Source organism: Caballeronia insecticola (genome assembly GCF_000402035.1).
In the GTDB taxonomy this organism is placed as follows: domain Bacteria; phylum Pseudomonadota; class Gammaproteobacteria; order Burkholderiales; family Burkholderiaceae; genus Caballeronia; species Caballeronia insecticola.
This window is the reverse complement of sequence record NC_021288.1, coordinates 375670-392915: the sequence shown is the minus strand read 5'-3', so window position 1 is coordinate 392915 and position 17246 is coordinate 375670. Positions and strand designations below refer to the sequence as shown.

At 62.5% G+C, this 17246-nt stretch carries 18 protein-coding genes; 11 read left to right on the top strand and 7 right to left on the bottom strand.

The genetic code is table 11. The annotated features are described in order from the left end of the window. Nucleotides 1–227 precede the first annotated feature (227 nt). Nucleotides 228–401 carry a hypothetical protein gene (locus tag BRPE64_RS33495; protein ID WP_016347199.1) on the bottom strand — a complete coding sequence of 58 codons (174 nt, stop codon included), beginning with the start codon at nucleotides 399–401 and terminating at the stop codon, nucleotides 228–230. A 445-nt stretch (nucleotides 402–846) separates the two neighbouring features. On the opposite strand from BRPE64_RS33495, the gene BRPE64_RS22625 reads away from it, so the two are divergent. Genes BRPE64_RS22625 through BRPE64_RS22615 form a run of 3 tightly spaced genes read left to right on the top strand, consistent with a single transcriptional unit; the run spans nucleotide 847 to nucleotide 3002 of the window. Further along, nucleotides 847–1563, top strand: a complete 717-nt coding sequence (locus BRPE64_RS22625; RefSeq protein ID WP_044042873.1) for a YrzE family protein — start codon at nucleotides 847–849, stop codon at nucleotides 1561–1563. A 30-nt stretch (nucleotides 1564–1593) separates the two neighbouring features. Next, nucleotides 1594–2070 (top strand): YsnF/AvaK domain-containing protein, encoded by a 477-nt coding sequence (locus tag BRPE64_RS22620; RefSeq protein ID WP_016347197.1) that lies wholly within the window; start codon nucleotides 1594–1596, stop codon nucleotides 2068–2070. A 53-nt stretch (nucleotides 2071–2123) separates the two neighbouring features. Further along, nucleotides 2124–3002, top strand: a complete 879-nt coding sequence (locus tag BRPE64_RS22615) for a YsnF/AvaK domain-containing protein (protein ID WP_016347196.1) — start codon at nucleotides 2124–2126, stop codon at nucleotides 3000–3002. A gap of 356 nt (nucleotides 3003–3358) precedes the next feature. On the opposite strand, the gene BRPE64_RS22610 is transcribed toward BRPE64_RS22615, so the two are convergent. Continuing rightward, on the bottom strand, nucleotides 3359–3748 hold the full coding sequence (locus tag BRPE64_RS22610; protein WP_051180519.1) for a response regulator: 390 nt from the start codon (nucleotides 3746–3748) through the stop codon (nucleotides 3359–3361). Between the two features lie 277 nt (nucleotides 3749–4025). On the opposite strand from BRPE64_RS22610, the gene BRPE64_RS22605 reads away from it, so the two are divergent. Together BRPE64_RS22605 and prpF are read left to right on the top strand one after the other, a co-directional pair. Next, nucleotides 4026–4907, top strand: a complete 882-nt coding sequence (locus BRPE64_RS22605) for a hypothetical protein (RefSeq protein ID WP_016347194.1) — start codon at nucleotides 4026–4028, stop codon at nucleotides 4905–4907. Between the two features lie 18 nt (nucleotides 4908–4925). Continuing rightward, a complete protein-coding gene (prpF, locus tag BRPE64_RS22600; protein ID WP_016347193.1) occupies nucleotides 4926–6140 on the top strand; it encodes a 2-methylaconitate cis-trans isomerase PrpF in 1215 nt (404 codons plus the stop codon). A gap of 30 nt (nucleotides 6141–6170) precedes the next feature. On the opposite strand, the gene BRPE64_RS32425 is transcribed toward prpF, so the two are convergent. The 3 genes from BRPE64_RS32425 to BRPE64_RS22595 are packed head-to-tail and all read right to left on the bottom strand — an operon-like array spanning nucleotide 6171 to nucleotide 7355. Further along, entirely contained in the window at nucleotides 6171–6302 is a 132-nt protein-coding gene (locus BRPE64_RS32425) for a DUF3563 family protein (RefSeq protein ID WP_016347192.1), read from the bottom strand. A 46-nt stretch (nucleotides 6303–6348) separates the two neighbouring features. Continuing rightward, nucleotides 6349–6525 (bottom strand): hypothetical protein, encoded by a 177-nt coding sequence (locus BRPE64_RS33305; RefSeq protein WP_016347191.1) that lies wholly within the window; start codon nucleotides 6523–6525, stop codon nucleotides 6349–6351. Continuing rightward, nucleotides 6522–7355, bottom strand: a complete 834-nt coding sequence (locus BRPE64_RS22595; protein WP_016347190.1) for a class I SAM-dependent methyltransferase — start codon at nucleotides 7353–7355, stop codon at nucleotides 6522–6524. The genes BRPE64_RS33305 and BRPE64_RS22595 overlap by 4 nt, the downstream gene beginning before the upstream one ends. A 237-nt stretch (nucleotides 7356–7592) precedes the next feature. Here BRPE64_RS22595 and BRPE64_RS22590 point away from each other — a divergent pair, with 237 nt between their 5' ends. Beyond that, nucleotides 7593–8717, top strand: coding sequence for an AraC family transcriptional regulator (locus BRPE64_RS22590; protein ID WP_016347189.1), 1125 nt, complete (start codon nucleotides 7593–7595; stop codon nucleotides 8715–8717). 81 nt (nucleotides 8718–8798) lie between these two features. On the opposite strand, the gene BRPE64_RS22585 is transcribed toward BRPE64_RS22590, so the two are convergent. Then, entirely contained in the window at nucleotides 8799–9926 is a 1128-nt protein-coding gene (locus tag BRPE64_RS22585) for a mandelate racemase/muconate lactonizing enzyme family protein (RefSeq protein WP_016347188.1), read from the bottom strand. Between the two features lie 104 nt (nucleotides 9927–10030). Between BRPE64_RS22585 and BRPE64_RS22580 the strand changes: the two genes are divergently transcribed. The 5 genes from BRPE64_RS22580 to BRPE64_RS22560 all read left to right on the top strand — a co-directional run bounded on the left by BRPE64_RS22580 (nucleotide 10031) and on the right by BRPE64_RS22560 (nucleotide 16238). Then, nucleotides 10031–10945 carry a LysR substrate-binding domain-containing protein gene (locus BRPE64_RS22580; RefSeq protein WP_016347187.1) on the top strand — a complete coding sequence of 305 codons (915 nt, stop codon included), beginning with the start codon at nucleotides 10031–10033 and terminating at the stop codon, nucleotides 10943–10945. Between the two features lie 108 nt (nucleotides 10946–11053). Continuing rightward, the gene (locus BRPE64_RS22575; protein WP_016347186.1) at nucleotides 11054–12814 is read left to right on the top strand and encodes an IlvD/Edd family dehydratase; all 1761 of its coding nucleotides are present in this window, start codon (nucleotides 11054–11056) and stop codon (nucleotides 12812–12814) included. A 177-nt stretch (nucleotides 12815–12991) separates the two neighbouring features. Then, entirely contained in the window at nucleotides 12992–13942 is a 951-nt protein-coding gene (locus BRPE64_RS22570; protein ID WP_016347185.1) for a dihydrodipicolinate synthase family protein, read from the top strand. 40 nt (nucleotides 13943–13982) lie between these two features. Further along, nucleotides 13983–15290 carry an MFS transporter gene (locus tag BRPE64_RS22565; RefSeq protein ID WP_016347184.1) on the top strand — a complete coding sequence of 436 codons (1308 nt, stop codon included), beginning with the start codon at nucleotides 13983–13985 and terminating at the stop codon, nucleotides 15288–15290. Nucleotides 15291–15299: 9 nt separating this feature from the next. Then, a complete protein-coding gene (locus tag BRPE64_RS22560) occupies nucleotides 15300–16238 on the top strand; it encodes a 2-hydroxyacid dehydrogenase (RefSeq protein ID WP_016347183.1) in 939 nt (312 codons plus the stop codon). Here BRPE64_RS22560 and BRPE64_RS22555 read toward each other — a convergent pair whose 3' ends face one another. Beyond that, nucleotides 16239–17225 (bottom strand): amidohydrolase family protein, encoded by a 987-nt coding sequence (locus tag BRPE64_RS22555; RefSeq protein WP_016347182.1) that lies wholly within the window; start codon nucleotides 17223–17225, stop codon nucleotides 16239–16241. Nucleotides 17226–17246 lie beyond the last annotated feature (21 nt).

Sequence of the window (17246 nt, the reverse complement as noted above, 5' to 3'; positions counted from 1 at the left end):
TCCTCGCGAGACGCGTCTGAGATGACGGCAGCCCCCGTCGTCGTTTATTCGATGCTACCGGTCAAGACGTCGATCTAATGCCAAGGTGGGACAAGCCGCGCGAACAGTGCTGACCCAATTAGCTCTCGTCAAGTCCTGCGGCTTGAAGCTCACTAGATCTCATCGCGAACGCAATTCTGGTCATGCAACGCACGCTTTAAGTCAAAGACATGACCAGATTGCTGGCTTTAGCTATTTGCTTCACCCTCGGCTGAGGGCTCTTCCTTCGTTTCTTCGCGCTTGGTGTGCGGCTTTTTTCCCGGTTGCGGCGCATGTTCCGCATTAGGCGCGATATCTTCACCTTGATGCTTCTTTTCCTGCTGCACTTTCTTGTCGTGCGTGACATTGCGGGGATCGGTCATGGTGCTCCTTGATAGATGGTGAGGGCCGCGAAATCGTGGCGCGCCTACTAAAGCGCAGGTTCCGGACCAGCCAAAGGCCGAGGGTGCCGATCCCTATCGATGACAAGCTTTACCGGCTTTTCAGCGGGTCTTTGCATGTTGAATTCCGGTCGGCAATGCAGCCGACCTGCGCGTGACCGCGCGCCGCTCCAAGTCTTTGAAACATCCCTCGGCTCGAGCTGGTTCCAGCACAACGCCGACCGTTGCGGCATGGGCAGTTAGTTCCTGGCGGTCCCCATGCCTTGGGCGGATCGAGCTCATTTACGCTCATCCACGTGCGAAAACCCGCCGATTAGGCATCGCCCTGTCCTCTGAGCCACTTGGGAATAGCCCTTGCGCCATTACTTCTAATCCCACTTGCGAAAACATCGTTTGTTTGGGGTTCCTACCTTTTGGATTCTAGAAAATGCGCTTTCTCACTACACAAGACGGTCTTCCCCGCATCTCCTGGGGTGCCGTCATCGCTGGGGTCATCCTCTCTCTCATCGCTTATCTGATTTTTACGGTGCTCGGAACGGCAATTGGCGCATCTGTCCTGTCGCCGCTTACTCAGCCCGATCCGTCGCGCGGCTTTGCGTTCGGCTCAGGCGCTTACATGATCGCGATGACAGTGATAGCCGTATTCGTCGGTTCCTATTTCGCCGGCCGTTGCGCGCCCGTGCTGGGCTGGCTTCACGGCCTGCTCGCCTGGGCGGTGATGATCATCGTGATGGCGTATGGCGCAACATCGCTCGTAGGAAGCGCTGTCAACGCGGCGGGCAGCGTTGCGTCGACAGGAGCGACGGTAACCGCCGCAGCAAGTCCGTCCGCCGCCAGTGGCACGATGATGAATTCGCTCAAAGAACAAGTCCAGGGCGCAGTGGCATCGGCGACGGCCATGGCCTCCAGTCCGCAAGCCGAGGCCGACACGCGTCAGGTCGCTGACATGGCAGCACGCGGCGTCGCACGCGCCTCATGGTTCTCGTTTGCCGCGCTCGTAGTCGGCGCGATCATCGCCATTGTCTCGGGCGGCGCGGGCTTCCGTCATCAGCCGCCGGTCGAGGACGTCGGTGGCGGCGCATACGATAGCGACGCCGTCCGGTCGCCGAAACGGACCATACAGAGCAATCGCCCCGCGCACTGAACGACACATCTCGTGAACGAGAGCACAGACATGAACGGCGATAAGGCCGCTGGACCAAGTATTGGCGATGAGGCGGGCACGCTGATCGCGAGCGAGGAACGGCTCGCGCTCTCGACTCGTGAAGAGGAAACTGGTGCGGTTCGCGTTCGCACCGTCACTCATACCGAGCTGCGCGAACTTCCCGTTGTCTTGCACAGCAGCGCCGTTCAGATCGAACGCGTTGCGATCAATAAATTCATCGACGCCCAGTTCGCCCCTCGTTACGAGGGCGATACCTTGATCGTGCCCGTCTTCGAGTACGTTCCTGTCACGGACCTGAAGCTGATGCTCAAGGAAGAGTTGCGTATTACGACCGTCTTCTCTGCCGAGACCCACGTCCACGTTGCAGAGGTGCAGCGTCAGCAAGTCGTCGTAGAAAGACGAGTCGGATCAGCTGGAGACTGGATTGCGGACCCCGCGACACCGTCCTCAGGCGTGGGCGAGTCCGCTTCAAATCCCGCTGTATAGATTTATTCTTCCCGGCTGGCCTGAAGGCTATCCAAACTAATTCGGAGTTTTACATGAGCCAGGTAATCGTAGGTGTATTCGACTCGTTTCAGGAAGCCGAGACGGCGGTCTCTCGCCTAGTCGACGGCGGCCTCAACCGTACCGACATGGAAGTGCACGCCTCCGAGCAAGCAGACGGGGTCAGCGACCCTGCGCTGGCCGACGCTGGAACGTCGACTGCATCGACTGCATCGACCGACCAAGTCGGCGTATTCGGCAAGATCGAACACTTCTTTAGCAATATGTTTGGTGCCGATGACCGGCCGGAAGAAGTCGGCCATTATCAGGAGGCTGTCCGGCGCGGCGGAGCATTACTCACCGTCACGGTGATCGATGAAGCACACGTCGGCATGGTGCGCTCGACGATGCACGAGGCAGGCGCCGTCGATGTCGATGAGCGAGCCGCACAATGGACAAGCGATGGTTATACGGGCTTCGACTCGACGGCCAAGGCCTACACACCGGATGAAGTAGCCGCTGACCGCAAAGCGTTCGCGGTAACGCGCGAATCGCTTGACGTAGGTAAGCGTGAAGTGGAAACCGGCGGCGTGCGGGTCTATTCCCGCGCTACGGAAACGCCTGTTTCCGAAAGCGTGAATCTTCGAGAAGCACACGCGACGATCGAGCGGCGGCCGGTGGATCGTGTTGCCACCGCAGCCGATTTGACCGAAGGTTCGGTGGAAATTCGGGAGACGGCTGAACACGCGGTAGTGGCCAAGACGGCACACGTGATCGAAGAGGTCGTGGTGGGCCGTGAAGCGACGGAGCACACGGAAACGATCAACGAGACTCTGCGTGGTACGGACGTTGAAGTAGAGCGTGTCGACGCGAGCCCGCATGGCGTGCAAAGCACTGATGAGGCAATCATCAAAGCGCCGACGAAATCGGTATGAGCTAAAGGAAAGGCGCCGCCCTACGTTGGGCGGCGCTCGCATTCTCACAGAGCCAAAACCGAAAGCGCGAAGCGAATCAATGTTTCTCGCGGTGCTCGCTTCTCGCAGCGAGTTGCGGTCACTCGTCTTCTCGAATCCCTTCTGCCAAGCCGATGTAACTAAGCCAAAGCAATATTCGCTTTGATAACTGAGCGCTCTCTTGAGAAGGCGTGCAGCTGAAGCGACTCTTGGCGTGAACTGCGCGTTGTCGAAGAATGGATGCGTCATCGACGGATCGACGAACGTAGGTTCCGCCAAGTTCACGCGGATCACTTCGAGCAAAAGGCCCCTAGGAATCCAGTCAAAGAGGAAAGCACTTACCTAAGCGATGGGTCAAGATGAAAGTCGAGCGTTCGCAAGAGCGCCTCGAATTGAACAGGCTTTGAAAAGTGATAATTGAAGCCCGCTTGAATCGACGCTAATCGATCGGCAATGGACGTTAAAGCCGTCAACGCGATCAGCAACGGTTGCGGTTCGGAAATCATTGCTCGCACGTTCCGCGCGACGGCGCGCCCATCCATTTTTGGCATTTCGATATCGAGCAGGGCAATATCGGGATGCCAGTGCTGGATGGCGGTTAAGGCAGCGAGACCGTCGATGGCCGTTCGAACGTCGAAACCTTGCAGCATGAGAGCGGCCGCGCTCGCGTTGAGCACTACGTGGTTGTCGTCAGCCAGGAGAAGCCGGGGTGCTGTCGATTTGGGCATGGTCGTCTCGATGGCGTTTCCTACCTCAACGCACGTGGCATTCCCGGCGGCGAGAATATGCCGTTCGCCTCATCGCAACGTCGTCACCATCTGACTGAACCAACCGCCATGCCTGCGTAGCGCGGGCTCGGCGGCCAATCATGGAAGAGTGCAAAGGGGATGAGTTGAATTGCGGCGCCCGGTCCCAAGCACATCGCAATCGCGACGTTCCCTTCCCCGCCCGCAAGCAAACCCACAAGTACAATGACTCCGTGAACGCGCGCGCAACGGAGCCACCATGACGCACCCGGCGAACAACCTCTACGAACGCTGGCAGACGCAGATCCAGCAGGATTTGAATGCGCGCGTCGCGGCGCATCAGCACGCGGTGCGACAGGCGCAAGCGCTCCATGCACGGTCCGGCAAGCCCGCACCGCTGAACCTGATCGGCGACGGCGATTCCTGGTTCGACTATCCGCTGCCGGACCCGCTTCACGCCACCGACGTTCTCGAAGCTTTACGCAAAACCGGCCAACCCGCGCCGATGATCCTCAAGCTCGCGCACTACAGCGACGCGACCACCACGCTCCTCGGCGTGACCAAACGCAATCGCCTGATCGCGCAGTTGCAGGACCCGGCCAACGGTTCCATCGACGCCCTGCTCTTTTCCGGCGGCGGCAACGACGTGGTCGGCGACCAGTTCCGCTTCTGGCTCAACGATGCGAGCGCAGTCGGCGATGATCCCGCGCAAGGTGTCGACGTCGATCGCCTCGACCATATCTTTGGCGTAGTCGAGAGTGCGTATCTCGATCTGATCCGCATCCGCGACGAGTTCGCACCTCATGCGCCGATCTTCGTGCACGCCTACGATTTCGCGATTCCGACCGGCGTCTCGGCCTGCCATCTCGCCGGACCGTGGCTGCGTCCTTCGCTTATCGATCGGGGCTGGCCGCAACTGGCGCCCGGCAGCCTCATCGTGAAGAACATCCTCGTCCGCTTCCATGCGATGCTGCAACGGCTCGCCAGCGATCCCGCGCACGACATGGTGCTGGTCCACACGCAGGGCGCGCTCGCGCCGGATGACTGGGCCAACGAGCTGCATCCGACCGGCGCAGGCTTCGCCAAAATCGCGTCGTGTTTCAGAGCCGCGCTCGCTAAACGCTTTCCTCAGCGCATATGACGATGACATCGAAGAACGATGCGTTTCGTGGTCCGCTATCATGAGCCGCCGCACTACAGGAGAGTCATCTTGAGTCAATCGAAGATTCAGGCCGTCTACATGCGCGGCGGCACCAGCAAAGGCGTGTTCTTCCGCGACGACTGGCTCCCGCATGATCCGCTCACACGCGAGCGCATCCTCATGCGTGTGATCGGCAGCCCCGATCCATACGGCCAGCAGATCGACGGCATGGGCGGCGCGACATCGAGTACGAGCAAGGTGGTCATCGTCGGGCGTTCGTCGCGTGCGGATTGCGATGTCGATTATCGCTTCGGGCAAGTCGCCATCGATCGTCCGGTCGTCGACTGGTCCGGCAATTGCGGCAACCTCACCGCGGCGGTCGGGCCGTTCGCAATCGCGCAAGGCTTAGTCGATGCGCCACGCGACGGCATCGCGACCGTGCGCATCTGGCAGGCCAACATCGCGGCGAAGATCATCGCGCATGTGCCGATGCGCGATGGCGAAGTCGTCGAGGAAGGCGATTTCGAACTGGACGGCGTGACGTTTCCCGCAGCGGAGATTCGCATCGAATTTCTCGATCCCGCAGGCGACGGCGACGAAGCAAACGGCGCGATGTTCCCAACCGGAAACCCGCTCGACGTGCTCGATATACCCGGCGTCGGCGCGATCGAAATGACGATGATCAACGCGGGCAATCCCGCTATCTTTATCGATGCATCGTCGCTTGGACTGAAGGGCAGCGAATTGCAGCGCGACATCAACACGAATCGCGCGCTGCTGGAGAAGGCCGAAGCGATCCGCGCTCATGCATCCGTGCGCATGGGTCTCGCGAAGACCGCCGACGAAGCCACGCAACTGCGCCCGCACACGCCGAAGCTCGCGTTCGTCGCGAAGCCAGAGAGTTACGTTGCGTCGAGCGGCAAGCCAATCGACGCCGACACGCTCGATCTCAACGCGCGCATTTTTTCGATGGGCAAGCTGCATCACGCGATGACGGGCACCGGCGCCGTAGCGATCGCCGTCGCGGCAGCGATTCCCGATACGCTCGTAAACCGGCTCGTGCCGCACGCAAACGGCACGGTGCGCTTCGGTCATCCGTCGGGCAGCTTGCAAGTGGGCGCCGAAGCGCGGCAACACGACGGCGCATGGATCGTCACCAAAGCGGTCATGAGCCGCAGCGCGCGCCGGTTGATGGAAGGCTTCGTCTTCGTACCTTCGTGCCTTCGTGCGTGATTGCAGAATGGATCGCGCGGAACGATCGATTCATCGCTCGAACGATCGCATGCGACGTTCGAGTTCGCCCATATCGACGGCAGACGCGAGATAAGCATCGCGATGACTGTGCTCGGCGCGCTCGAGCGTTTTCATCATCAGCAGGTACAAGTAGACAAGCATGATGTCCTCCGGTCCTTTGCGCGCTGCGGCAAGCGCAAATGCCCCGCTACATCGACGTTCCGAACGCCGACAACGCGAACCGGAACGCGAAGAAGCACATCGACGAACACAGCGGCAATGTCATCAACACCGAGCCGTAGCGAAGCCTTGCCAAGCAGATCAGGTTCTGCAGACGCAACGCCGCATCGATCGCCACGTCCGCCGTATGTTTCAGTTCGGTCATTTCCGTTCCACCACTATTTCCAGATATTCGCTCGGCAGCACGAGCGTCGAATCGCCGGATACATTGCGGCTCTCGATCAGCGCCGTCAGATCGTTGAGAAACGCAGCCTGCCGCTCGCCTTCGAGCGCGGCGAACGCCTTGTTCATCGGACCGTAGTAAGTGCGGAATACGTCGATGAAATGGGCCGGCGAACGATAACGGAAAAAGAACTCACGGCGCGTCGCAACGATGCGCGCGGCGTGGCCGCCCATCAGTTCCGCGATGCGCGTCTCCGTACCCCATAGCGCGGGCGACTTCACACCGGCAGGCGGCGCGATGTACTGCCCGATGGTCTTGAACACTTGTCCGATGAAACTGTCCGGCGTCCAGTTCGCAAGGCCGATCTTTCCGCCCGGTTTGCAGACGCGCATGAGTTCGCTCGCGGCCTGTTCCTGATTCGGCGTGAACATCACGCCGAAGGTCGACATCACGACGTCGAACGAGGCATCGTCGAACGGCAGGGATTCGGCATCCGCTTCCTGAAAGTGCACCGCAAGCCCTTCGGCTTCCGCGCGCGCACGGCCCGCATCGAGCAGCGCGGCGACGTAGTCTGTCGACGTGACATCGCACCAGCGACGCGCGGCGGCGAGCGTCGCGTTGCCGTTACCCGCCGCGACATCCAGCACGCGGCTGCCGGCGCGAAGATCGAGCGCCTCGCAGAGATTCTCCCCGACGATCTGCAGCGTCGTGCCGACGACCGCGTAGTTGCCCGTCGACCAGGCGGCTTGCTGACGGACCTTGACGGCGGCGAGATCGGCAGCGGGCGAGAATGCGGTAGCGACTGCGGACATGTTTGCTCCTGATAAACGAATTGACGACGATGCAAAAGCATCTCTGTTTTAAGTGCCCCGCGAGCTTGCAAGCTTCATCAAACCGGCGCGACGCTAAAGTCGGTTGGCGATTGCTCCAACTGCGCTTACCCTTGCTTCAATGAGGTTTCGCGTGATGCAAGTATCGGCGCGCGAACGGTGAATATGAATGACCGTGCGTCCAGATGTTTTGCGCAGGACGCCGAAACTGGACTTGCCATGGACGCGCTCTCCGATGTTCTTCGTCTCTTGCGTCTTAGCGGCGCCGTGTATTTAAACGGCGACTTCACGGCGCCGTGGTGCGTCGTCGGACAGGTGTCGCCGGCCTTGTGCGCGACGTTTCTGCCGACCGCCGAGCGTGTCGTGTCCTATCACCTGATCGTGGAAGGAAGCTGCTGGGCGGCGCTCGTCGACGATCCTTCATCGGCGGTGCGCGTCGATGCAGGCGAGTTGCTTGTCGTGCCGCAAGGCGAAGCGCATCTGATGGGCAGTTCGCTCGAACTCGTCCCCGTACCGGCCGAAGAAATGGTGTCGAGATATCTGAATACGTCGCCAGGAGAAGTCATGCGCCTGAGTTATGGCGCCGGCGATTCAGATCAGACAGGCGTGCGCACGCGCATCATCTGCGGCTTTCTCGCTTGCGACGACATGCACGCGAATCCGGTGCTGTCTTCGTTGCCGCGGCTCTTCAAGGTCGATATGCGCGACGATCCGCACTCGGCGTGGCTCGAATCGTCGTTGAAATTCGCGGCAGCGGAAGCGGCCGAGTGGCGTCCCGGCAGCGCAATCGTGCTGGCGCGGCTCTCGGAGCTGCTGTTCGTGGAAGCGGTGCGGCGCTGCATCGAAGCGTTGCCGGCAGATCGACGCGGCTGGCTCGCGGGCGTCGGCGATCGTTTCGTCGGCAAGGCGCTCGCGTTGCTGCATGCGCAGCCCGCGTTCGCGTGGACCGTCGATGAACTCGCGCGGCGTGTCGGTCTCTCGCGTTCCGCACTCGCGCAGCGCTTCACGCAGCTGCTCGGCCATGCGCCGATGCAGTATCTCGCGCGATGGCGTCTTCAGGTTGCCGCGCAAGATCTGCTTTCGGGACCGCGCCCGATTGCGGCCGTCGCGGAAGGCGTGGGCTACGAATCGGAGGCTGCGTTCAATCGCGCGTTCAAACGTCAGTTCGGCATGCCGCCCGCAGGCTGGCGACGCAATCGAGGAAGAGGCTCGAACGTCGAATCGCTGTCCGACGAGATTGTCGTGTGCGCGGAGGCGACCGCAGCGGCTGACATCGCTCAGTCGCCATACTTCGACGATGCCGATGCGCATCCGGCCATGCGCATGCAGAGCGATCCTGGCTGATAGTCACGAAGCACGTCTTCGAATGCGGGACATGCGCGGCGCTCAACACACGCCGCGAAGCCCGCATGTCGAATGATTCGGTCAGCCGCCGACACGGCTCCACTTTCCGTACTTCGCGACTTGCTGTTCATCGAATGAAAAGCCGAGGCCCGGCTCCTGATGCAACGTGATGCGCCCATCGCGCTGCGTCAGTTGCCGGTCGACGAGACGCCTGAAATTCAGCACCTGATCGTCCCAGAAGAATTCGACGTAACGCGCATTCGGCGTCGCGGCAACGAGCGGCGCATGCAGATCATGGAACCAGTGCGGACACATCACCACACCGTGACTCGCTGCCGTCGCCGCGATCTTGCGCCATTCGGTAATGCCGCCGCACACCGCCGCGTCCGTTTGCAGGATCGCGGCCGCGCCCTTGTCCAGCAGTTCCTTGTGATACCAGCGGCCATAGCCGATCTCGCCCGTCGCCACCGGAATGCGCGTGGCTTTGGCGAGCCGCGCGTGATTGTCGACGTCATCGGGCGAGAACGGCTCCTCGATAAAGTACGGATCGTATTGCTCGAAGCGGCGCACATGTTGCAAGGCCTGCGTGAGATCGGTCCAGCCATTGTTCATGTCGATCATCAGTTCGACGTCCGGCCCCACCGCTTCACGCGCCGCCTTCACGCGCTGCTCCTCTTCGCGCGGCGAGAGACGCCCGCCCTTCATCTTCACCGCGCGAAATCCCATCTCGACATAGCTCGCCATTTCCTCGCCGAGCTTGCCTGGCGTCTTGCCGTCGAGGTAATAGCCGCCGCTCGCATAGGCGGGCACCGTGTCGAGCTGATGCGCGCCGAGGTACTTGTGCAGCGCCACGCCGTGCGTGCGCGCGTTGAGGTCCCACAGCGCGATGTCGAGAATCGAGAGTGCGCGCATCACCGTGCCTGCGCGTCCTTGCAGCAGTGCTTCGTCGTACATGGCCTGCCACAGTCCTTCGACGGCATACGAGTCTCGTCCGATGAGTACCGGCGCAAGCAATTGCTCGACGGCGACCGTCAGCAATTCGCCCGCGCCGCTGCCGACATAACAGAAGCCGATGCCTTCGACGCCATCCGTCGAGCGCACTTTGACGAGGCCGTAATGACGCGTGGACACCGTGCGCGTCGAAAACGACGTGACGCGATCGAGCGGCACGGCGGCCGCGCACACGGCGATGGATTCGATAATGGGCATGCCTGTCTCCCTGTGTAGTCTTGTGATGACATGCTCAAGTCTGATGACATGCAGGTCGAAGTGGAAGTATCCTCTGGCTTCTTCAAACCCAAAAAATTTTATCGATGGACTCGCGCTATCTGCAGAGCTTCGTGTTCGTCGTCGAGCTGGGATCGATCGCCGAGGCCGCGCGCAGGCTCGATCTGACGCCCGCAGCGGTCGCGCAGCGCGTCAAGATGCTCGAAGCCGAACTCGGCACGACGCTCGTGCGCCGCTCGGGCCGCACGGTCGGCGCGACGGAAGCGGGCGAGCGCATCCTGGCGCGGGCGCGCACGGTGCTGCACGATATTCGCGATCTGCGCTCGGACATCGAAGATACGGATCAACTCGGCGGTCAGTTGCGGCTCGGCGGCATGGCGACCATGATGGCCAGCCTCATTCCCGATGCGCTCGCGGTGCTGTTGAATCGTCATCCGCAGATGGACTTCTATCTCGAACCCGGCACTTCGCTCGATCTGTACCGCAAGGTGACGACGGGCGATCTCGATGCCGCCGTGATCGCGCAGCCGCTTTTCAATCTGCCGAAGAGTTGCGACTGGCATACGTTCCGCACCGAGCCGCTCGTGCTGCTCACGCCCGCCACGATGCACGTCAACGACGTGCATGCGACCCTGCTGACCGAACCTTTCATTCGTTACGACCGCAATGTCGTCGGCGGTCAGCTTGCGGATGCGTATTTGCGTCAGCACGGCATCAAGCCGCAGCAGCGTTGCGAACTCGACGGGCTTGCGGCCATCGCCACACTGGTCGATCGCGGGCTGGGCGTGTCGCTCGTGCCGGACTGGGCGCCGACCGAATATCCGGGCATTTCCGTGCGTAAATGGGCATTGCCGAACGTCGCGCCGAAACGGCTCGTCGGCTTGCTATGGGGACGTTCGTGCGCGCGCATCCGGCTCGTGCAGGCGTTTCTCGGCGCCGCCGATTCGATCGAGCGCGAGCGTCACGAGCATGGACACAAACACGGCAAACCCAGGCGATAGTCGCATCCGGACGCAAAAACTTCTATGCTTTGAAACAAGCGCGAGCGCGTCGCGGCGGCGCGGAGCAGTCGCGATAATGCCGATATTCCCACAGGAGACGCGAGCGACATGAGCGATACATTCAAGAAGAAGCCCGCCGACGCGCAAGCCTCGCCCCCCGGCGGCCTGCGCAAATCGCTGACCAACTACGGCGACAGCGGCTTCTCACTCTTTCTGCGCAAGGCGTTCATCAAGGGCGCGGGCTACACCGACAGCGCGCTCGATCGCCCGGTCATCGGCATCGTGAATACGGGCAGCGCGTATAACCCGTGTCACGGCAACGCGCCGCAACTCATCGAAGCCGTCAAGCGCGGCGTCATGCTCGCGGGCGGCCTGCCGATGGACTTCCCGACCATCTCGATCGCCGAATCGTTCTCGCAACCGACGAGCATGTATCTGCGCAATCTGATGTCGATCGACACGGAAGAGATGATCCGCGCGCAGCCGATGGACGCCGTCGTGCTGATCGGCGGCTGCGACAAGACCGTGCCCGCGCAACTGATGGGCGCGGCATCGGCGAACATTCCTTCGATCCAGCTCATCACCGGCTCCATGCTCACGGGCGCGCATCGCGGCGAACGCGTCGGCGCGTGCACGGATTGCCGGCGCTACTGGGGCCGCTTTCGCGCCGAGGAAATCGACGAAACCGAAATCGCGGCCGTGAACAATCAGCTTGTGGCGAGCGTCGGCACCTGCTCGGTGATGGGCACCGCGAGCACCATGGCCTGCATCGCCGAAGCGCTCGGCATGACGGTGCCCGGCGGCGCGTCGCCGCCCGCGGTGACTTCGGACCGCATGCGCGTCGCGGAAATGACGGGCACGCAAGCCGTGCAGATGGCGCGCGATCAACTCACCATCGACAAGATCCTCACCGCGGAAGCCTTCGAGAACGCAATGCGCGTGCTGCTCGCGATTGGCGGCTCGACCAACGGCATCGTGCATCTGACGGCTATCGCCGGACGCATGGGCTATGACGTCGATCTCAAGGCGCTCGATCGCATGGGACGCGAGACGCCGGTGCTCGTCGATCTCAAGCCATCGGGCGCGCATTACATGGAAGATTTTCATAAGGCCGGCGGCATGGCGACCTTGCTGCGCGAACTGAAGCCGCTCCTGAATCTCGATGCGCTCACGGTCACGGGGCGCACGCTCGGCGAAGAAATCGAAGCGGCCGGGCCCGCGTTCGCGCAGGACGTCGTGCGTCCGTTCGATCGGCCGATCTTCCCGCAAGGCGGCATCGCGGTGCTGGAAGGCAATCTCGCGCCGGGCGGCGCGATCATCAAGCAGTCGGCGGCGAATGCGAAGCTGATGGAGCACGAAGGCCGCGCGGTCGTGTTCGAGAACGCGGCGGATCTGGCCGCGCGCATCGATGCCGACGACCTCGACGTCACCGCCGACGATGTGCTCGTGTTGAAGAACATCGGTCCGAAGGGCGCGCCGGGCATGCCCGAGGCGGGTTACATTCCGATCCCGCGCAAGCTCGCGGTGCAGGGCGTGAAAGACATCGTGCGCATCTCCGATGGCCGCATGAGCGGCACGGCGTTCGGCACGATCGTGCTGCACGTGACGCCGGAATCGGCGGTCGGCGGGCCGCTCGCGCATGTTCGTTCGGGCGACCGCATTCGCCTGAGCGTGTCGCGGCGCGAGATCAGCGTGTTGATCAGCGACGAAGAACTCGCCGCGCGCGCGAAGCAATCGCCTGTGACCATACCGAGCGCGGACCGCGGTTATCGCAAGCTGTTTTACGACACCGTGACGCAAGCCGACAAAGGCGTCGATTTCGACTTCCTACGCGCGACCGAAAAGCGCGGCACGACACCGCGACGCTAATCGCGCACTGCCTTCGATACATCAGGCCGCTTACGAGCGGCCTTTTTTACGTCTGCGCGAATCGTCCGTGCAAGACACAAAAATTTTTTGCCTTTGAAGCAAGCGCACCCCGGTTCTTCGATCTCCGGCGCACGGCGATACTGGCCCGACCCTCGAATAACACTGGAGACGCCTGCCATGCCTTCGCCAAACACCTTTCACGGCGCACTGTCGCCCGTCCTGACCCCGTTCGACGATGACGGCGCCGTGTCGGCACAACGTCTGATCCATCATTGCAGCGCGCTGCTGAACGACGATGTCGGGCTTGCCGTGTTCGGCACCAATTCCGAGGCCAACTCGCTGTCGGTGGCCGAGAAGCGCGGCCTGCTCGATGCGCTCATCGAAGCCGGTCTGCCCGCGGCGCGCATGATGCCCGGCACCGGCGCATGCGCGCTGCCCGACGCGATCGAACTCACGCGCCACGCCGTCGCAAACGGCTGCGGCGGCGTGCTCATGCTGCCGCCGTTCTACTACAAAGGCGTCAGCGACGAAGGCCTGTTCCGCGCGTATGCGAGCGTGATCGACGCCGTCGCCGATGCGCGGCTGAAGGTCTATCTCTATCACATCCCGCCCGTCGCGCAGGTGCCGCTGAGTCTTGCGCTGATCGAACGGCTGCTCGTTGCGTATCCCGGAACCATCGCGGGCATCAAGGACAGCTCCGGCGACTGGAACAACACGGCGGCGCTTATCGATGCGTTCGCATCGTCCGGCTTCGAAGTGTTCGCGGGCAGCGAGACCTTCCTGCTGCGCACGCTCGAAGCGGGCGGCGCGGGCTGCATCACCGCGACGGGCAACGTGAACGCGGCGGCCATCGCAAGGCTTGCACGCGATTGGCGCGCAGTCGATGCACCCGCGCAGCAGCGACGGCTCGACGAAACGCGCGCCGTGTTCCAGCGTTTTCCGATGATCGCCGCGATGAAGGCCGCTATCGCATGGCAATCCGGCGACGAAGCGTGGGCCCGCCTGCGCGCGCCGCTCGTCGAACTGGACGCCACGCAGCGCGCGCAACTGGAAAGCGCGCTGGAGGCAATCGGCTTTCGCATACCGCACGCCGCCCAGCTCGCGCTACGTGCAGAAGCGGCGCACTGAGACCGCCGTACACACCTGCAAATAAAAGAAGGAGACAACCTTGTACGACAGCACTTCACTGCCCGCCTCGATCGACACCGACGACGCCGATTCCATCTTTCGCCGCGTCGCGCTGCGCTTCATGCCGCTGCTGTTCGTCGGCTATGTGGTCGCGTATCTGGATCGCGTAAATGTCGGCTTCGCCAAGTTGCAGATGCTCAACTCGCTGCATCTGAGCGAGGCCGTCTACGGCCTGGGCGCAGGGCTGTTCTTCGTCGGGTACTTCTTCTTCGAGGTGCCGAGCAACCTGCTTTTGCATCGCATCGGGGCGCGGCGCTGGATCGCGCGGATCATGATCACGTGGGCCGTGTTATCGATGGCCACCGCCTGGGTCTCGACGCCGTTGCAGTTCTACACCGTGCGCTTCCTTCTCGGCGTCGCGGAAGCGGGCTTCTTTCCGGGCATGGTGCTGTATCTGACGTACTGGTTTCCGTCGCACCGGCGCGGAAAAATGGTGGCGCTGCTGATGGCGGGCAATCCGGTATCGGGTCTTGTCGGCGGGCCGGCATCGGGATGGATCATGCATTCGATGAGCGGTGTCGGCGGGCTGGATGGCTGGCAATGGCTCTTCATCATCGAAGCGTTGCCGTCCATCGTGCTGGGCATTGTGATCCTCAAGCATCTCGATGATCGCGTCGCCGACGCCGCGTGGCTGTCCGAGCGCGAAAAGCGCGTGATTCTCGATGAAATCGCCGCCGATACCGCCACGCAGACGCACGGTTCCGTGCGCGCGGTCTTCACGTCGGGACGCGTGTATCTGATGTGCCTGATCCTGTTCGGCATCGTCATGGGCTCGTACGCCATCGGTTTCTGGCAGCCGACCATTCTGCGTTCCACCGGTATCGAGGACGCATTCATCATCGGCTTGCTGACGATGATCCCCTACTCCGTCGCGCTCGTCGCGATGATCGTCGCAGGCAAGCATGCCGACCGCACGCGCGAGCGCCGCTGGCACGTCGCGCTGCCCGCACTCGTCGCGGGATCGGGCTTCGTGCTGTGTGCGCTGTCGGGCGCGTCGTCGGCGCTTTCGGTGGCGGGCCTCACGCTCGCGACCGCGGGCGTCATCACCGCGCTGCCGATGTTCTGGGCGCTGCCCACGGCCTTCCTCAGCGGCACGGGCGCGGCGGCGGGCATTGCGCTCATCAACTGCACGGGCAATCTCGCGGGATTCATCAGCCCGGCTGTGATCGGCTGGCTGAAGACGGTCACGCATTCGCTTTCGTCGGGGTTGTTCGTCGTGGCCGCATCGCTCGCGTTGTCGGCGCTGCTGATCTTGCTCTTCGTGCCGGCGAAGCTCGTCAACAAATAAGGAACGACGATGCAAACCGACCAGACCATTCCGCCCGTTCTGCAGATCGGCGCGTTCCCCGCCGGCGCGCAAGCGTTGCTCGATGCGCGTCTCGATCTGCACGCGCTCGCCGCCATCGATGCCGACGACGCATTGCGCCAGCGCATCGGCGCAATCGTCACGCGCTCGAACTACGACATCGACGCCGCGCTGATCGAAAGGCTGCCGTCACTGCGCATCATCGCGACGAGCGGTGTCGGCTTCGATCGCATTCCGGTGGAGTTCGCACGTGCACGCGGCGTCGTTGTCACGAATACGCCGGATTTGCTCAACGCGGCCGTCGCGGAGTTGACGATCGGTCTCGTGCTCGCGTTGCTGCGGCAACTGCCGCAAGCCAACCGCTTCGTGCGCGAAGGTGCGTGGTCGAGCGGCGCATTTGCGCTCGGCACGAGTCTCGCGGGCAAGCGTGTGGGCATCGTGGGCATGGGCCGCATCGGACGCGAGATCGCGCGTCGGCTCGCACCGTTCGACGTCGACATTGCATACTTCGGACGCACGCGTCAGCCGTTGACGTTCGAATGGTTCGACGAGCCCGCGAAACTCGCGCGCTGGTCCGACATCCTGATTGCGAGTTGTCCCGGCGGACAGGCGACGCATCATCTGATCGATGCTGCCGTGCTCGACGCGCTCGGTTCATCGGGCATGCTCGTGAACATCGCGCGCGGTTCTGTCGTCGATGAAAAGGCGCTTGCGCTCGCGCTGGAACGAAGAACGATCGCGGGCGCGGCGCTCGACGTGTTCGAGTGCGAGCCGCTCGGCGAATCGCCGCTGCGCGCACTCGACAATGTCGTGCTGAGCCCGCATATCGGCAGCGCGACTCATGAGACGCGCCTCGCAATGGCGCGCCTCACGATCGATAACGTGGTCTCCTTCTTTACGACAGGACAGGCGCTGACGCCCGTCGTTTGATCAGGCGAAGCCGTAGAGGCTCGCGGGCGTATCGACGAGTATGCGACGGCGCGTCGCTTCGTCGGGCACGACCTGAGCGAAGAGATTTGCGAGCAACGCATCGTCGGGGATACGGTTGAGCGGCTGCTCGGTCGGATGCGGCCAGTCGCTTCCCCACAGCACACGCTCCGGCGCGACGCGCGCATACGCGGACGCAAGCGCGACGCTGTCCGCATAAGTGGGCGGCCCGACGCGCGTCTCGTTGTAGAAGCCGATCAGCTTCACATACGCCTTGCCGCTCGTGAGCAACTCCGACACCATCTGGAACGAAGGATGATTCACGCCTTCCGGCTCCGGTACGTGCGCGAGATGATCGAACACCACGGGACACGGCAAGTCGTACCACGTGCTCCGCGCCTGAAGCAGATAGGCGGCCGGCGCGTTCACCTGAACATGCCATCCCATTGGCGCGATACGGGCTGCAAGCGGCTTCACCATGTCGAGCGTGGTCGTGCCCGGCGGCGCGAGATTGAAACGGATGCCGCGCACGCCCGCGCGATTCAACGCTTCGAGTTCCGCCTGCGTCACGCTCGTGTTGACGACCGCAATGCCGCGCGCGCGTCCATCGAAACGTGCAATCGATTCGACTAGCAAACGATTATCGACACCATAACTCGACGGCTGGACGATCACGTTGCGCGTCGTGCCAATGCGCTTCTGCAATTGCCGATAGTCGTCGACGGTTGCATCGCCGGGCTTGAGCGTCGCTTCGGGCGCCCACGGATAGCGATGGTCGTAAATATGATGATGACAGTCCGTTGCATCGGGCGGCATGATGAGCGTCGTGCGCTCCGTTCCCGTCGACCACTTCACCTGTGGCGCGGAAGTTTGCGACGACGACAGCGACGACGTCTGCGCACAGCCCGCCATCGCCAACCCGCCCGCCCACGCGCTCAACGCGCCCAGCGCCTTGAGCGCCTCGCGGCGCTTCTCGTCCAGCTTCGACACTGCGGTCTCCTTTTATCGTTG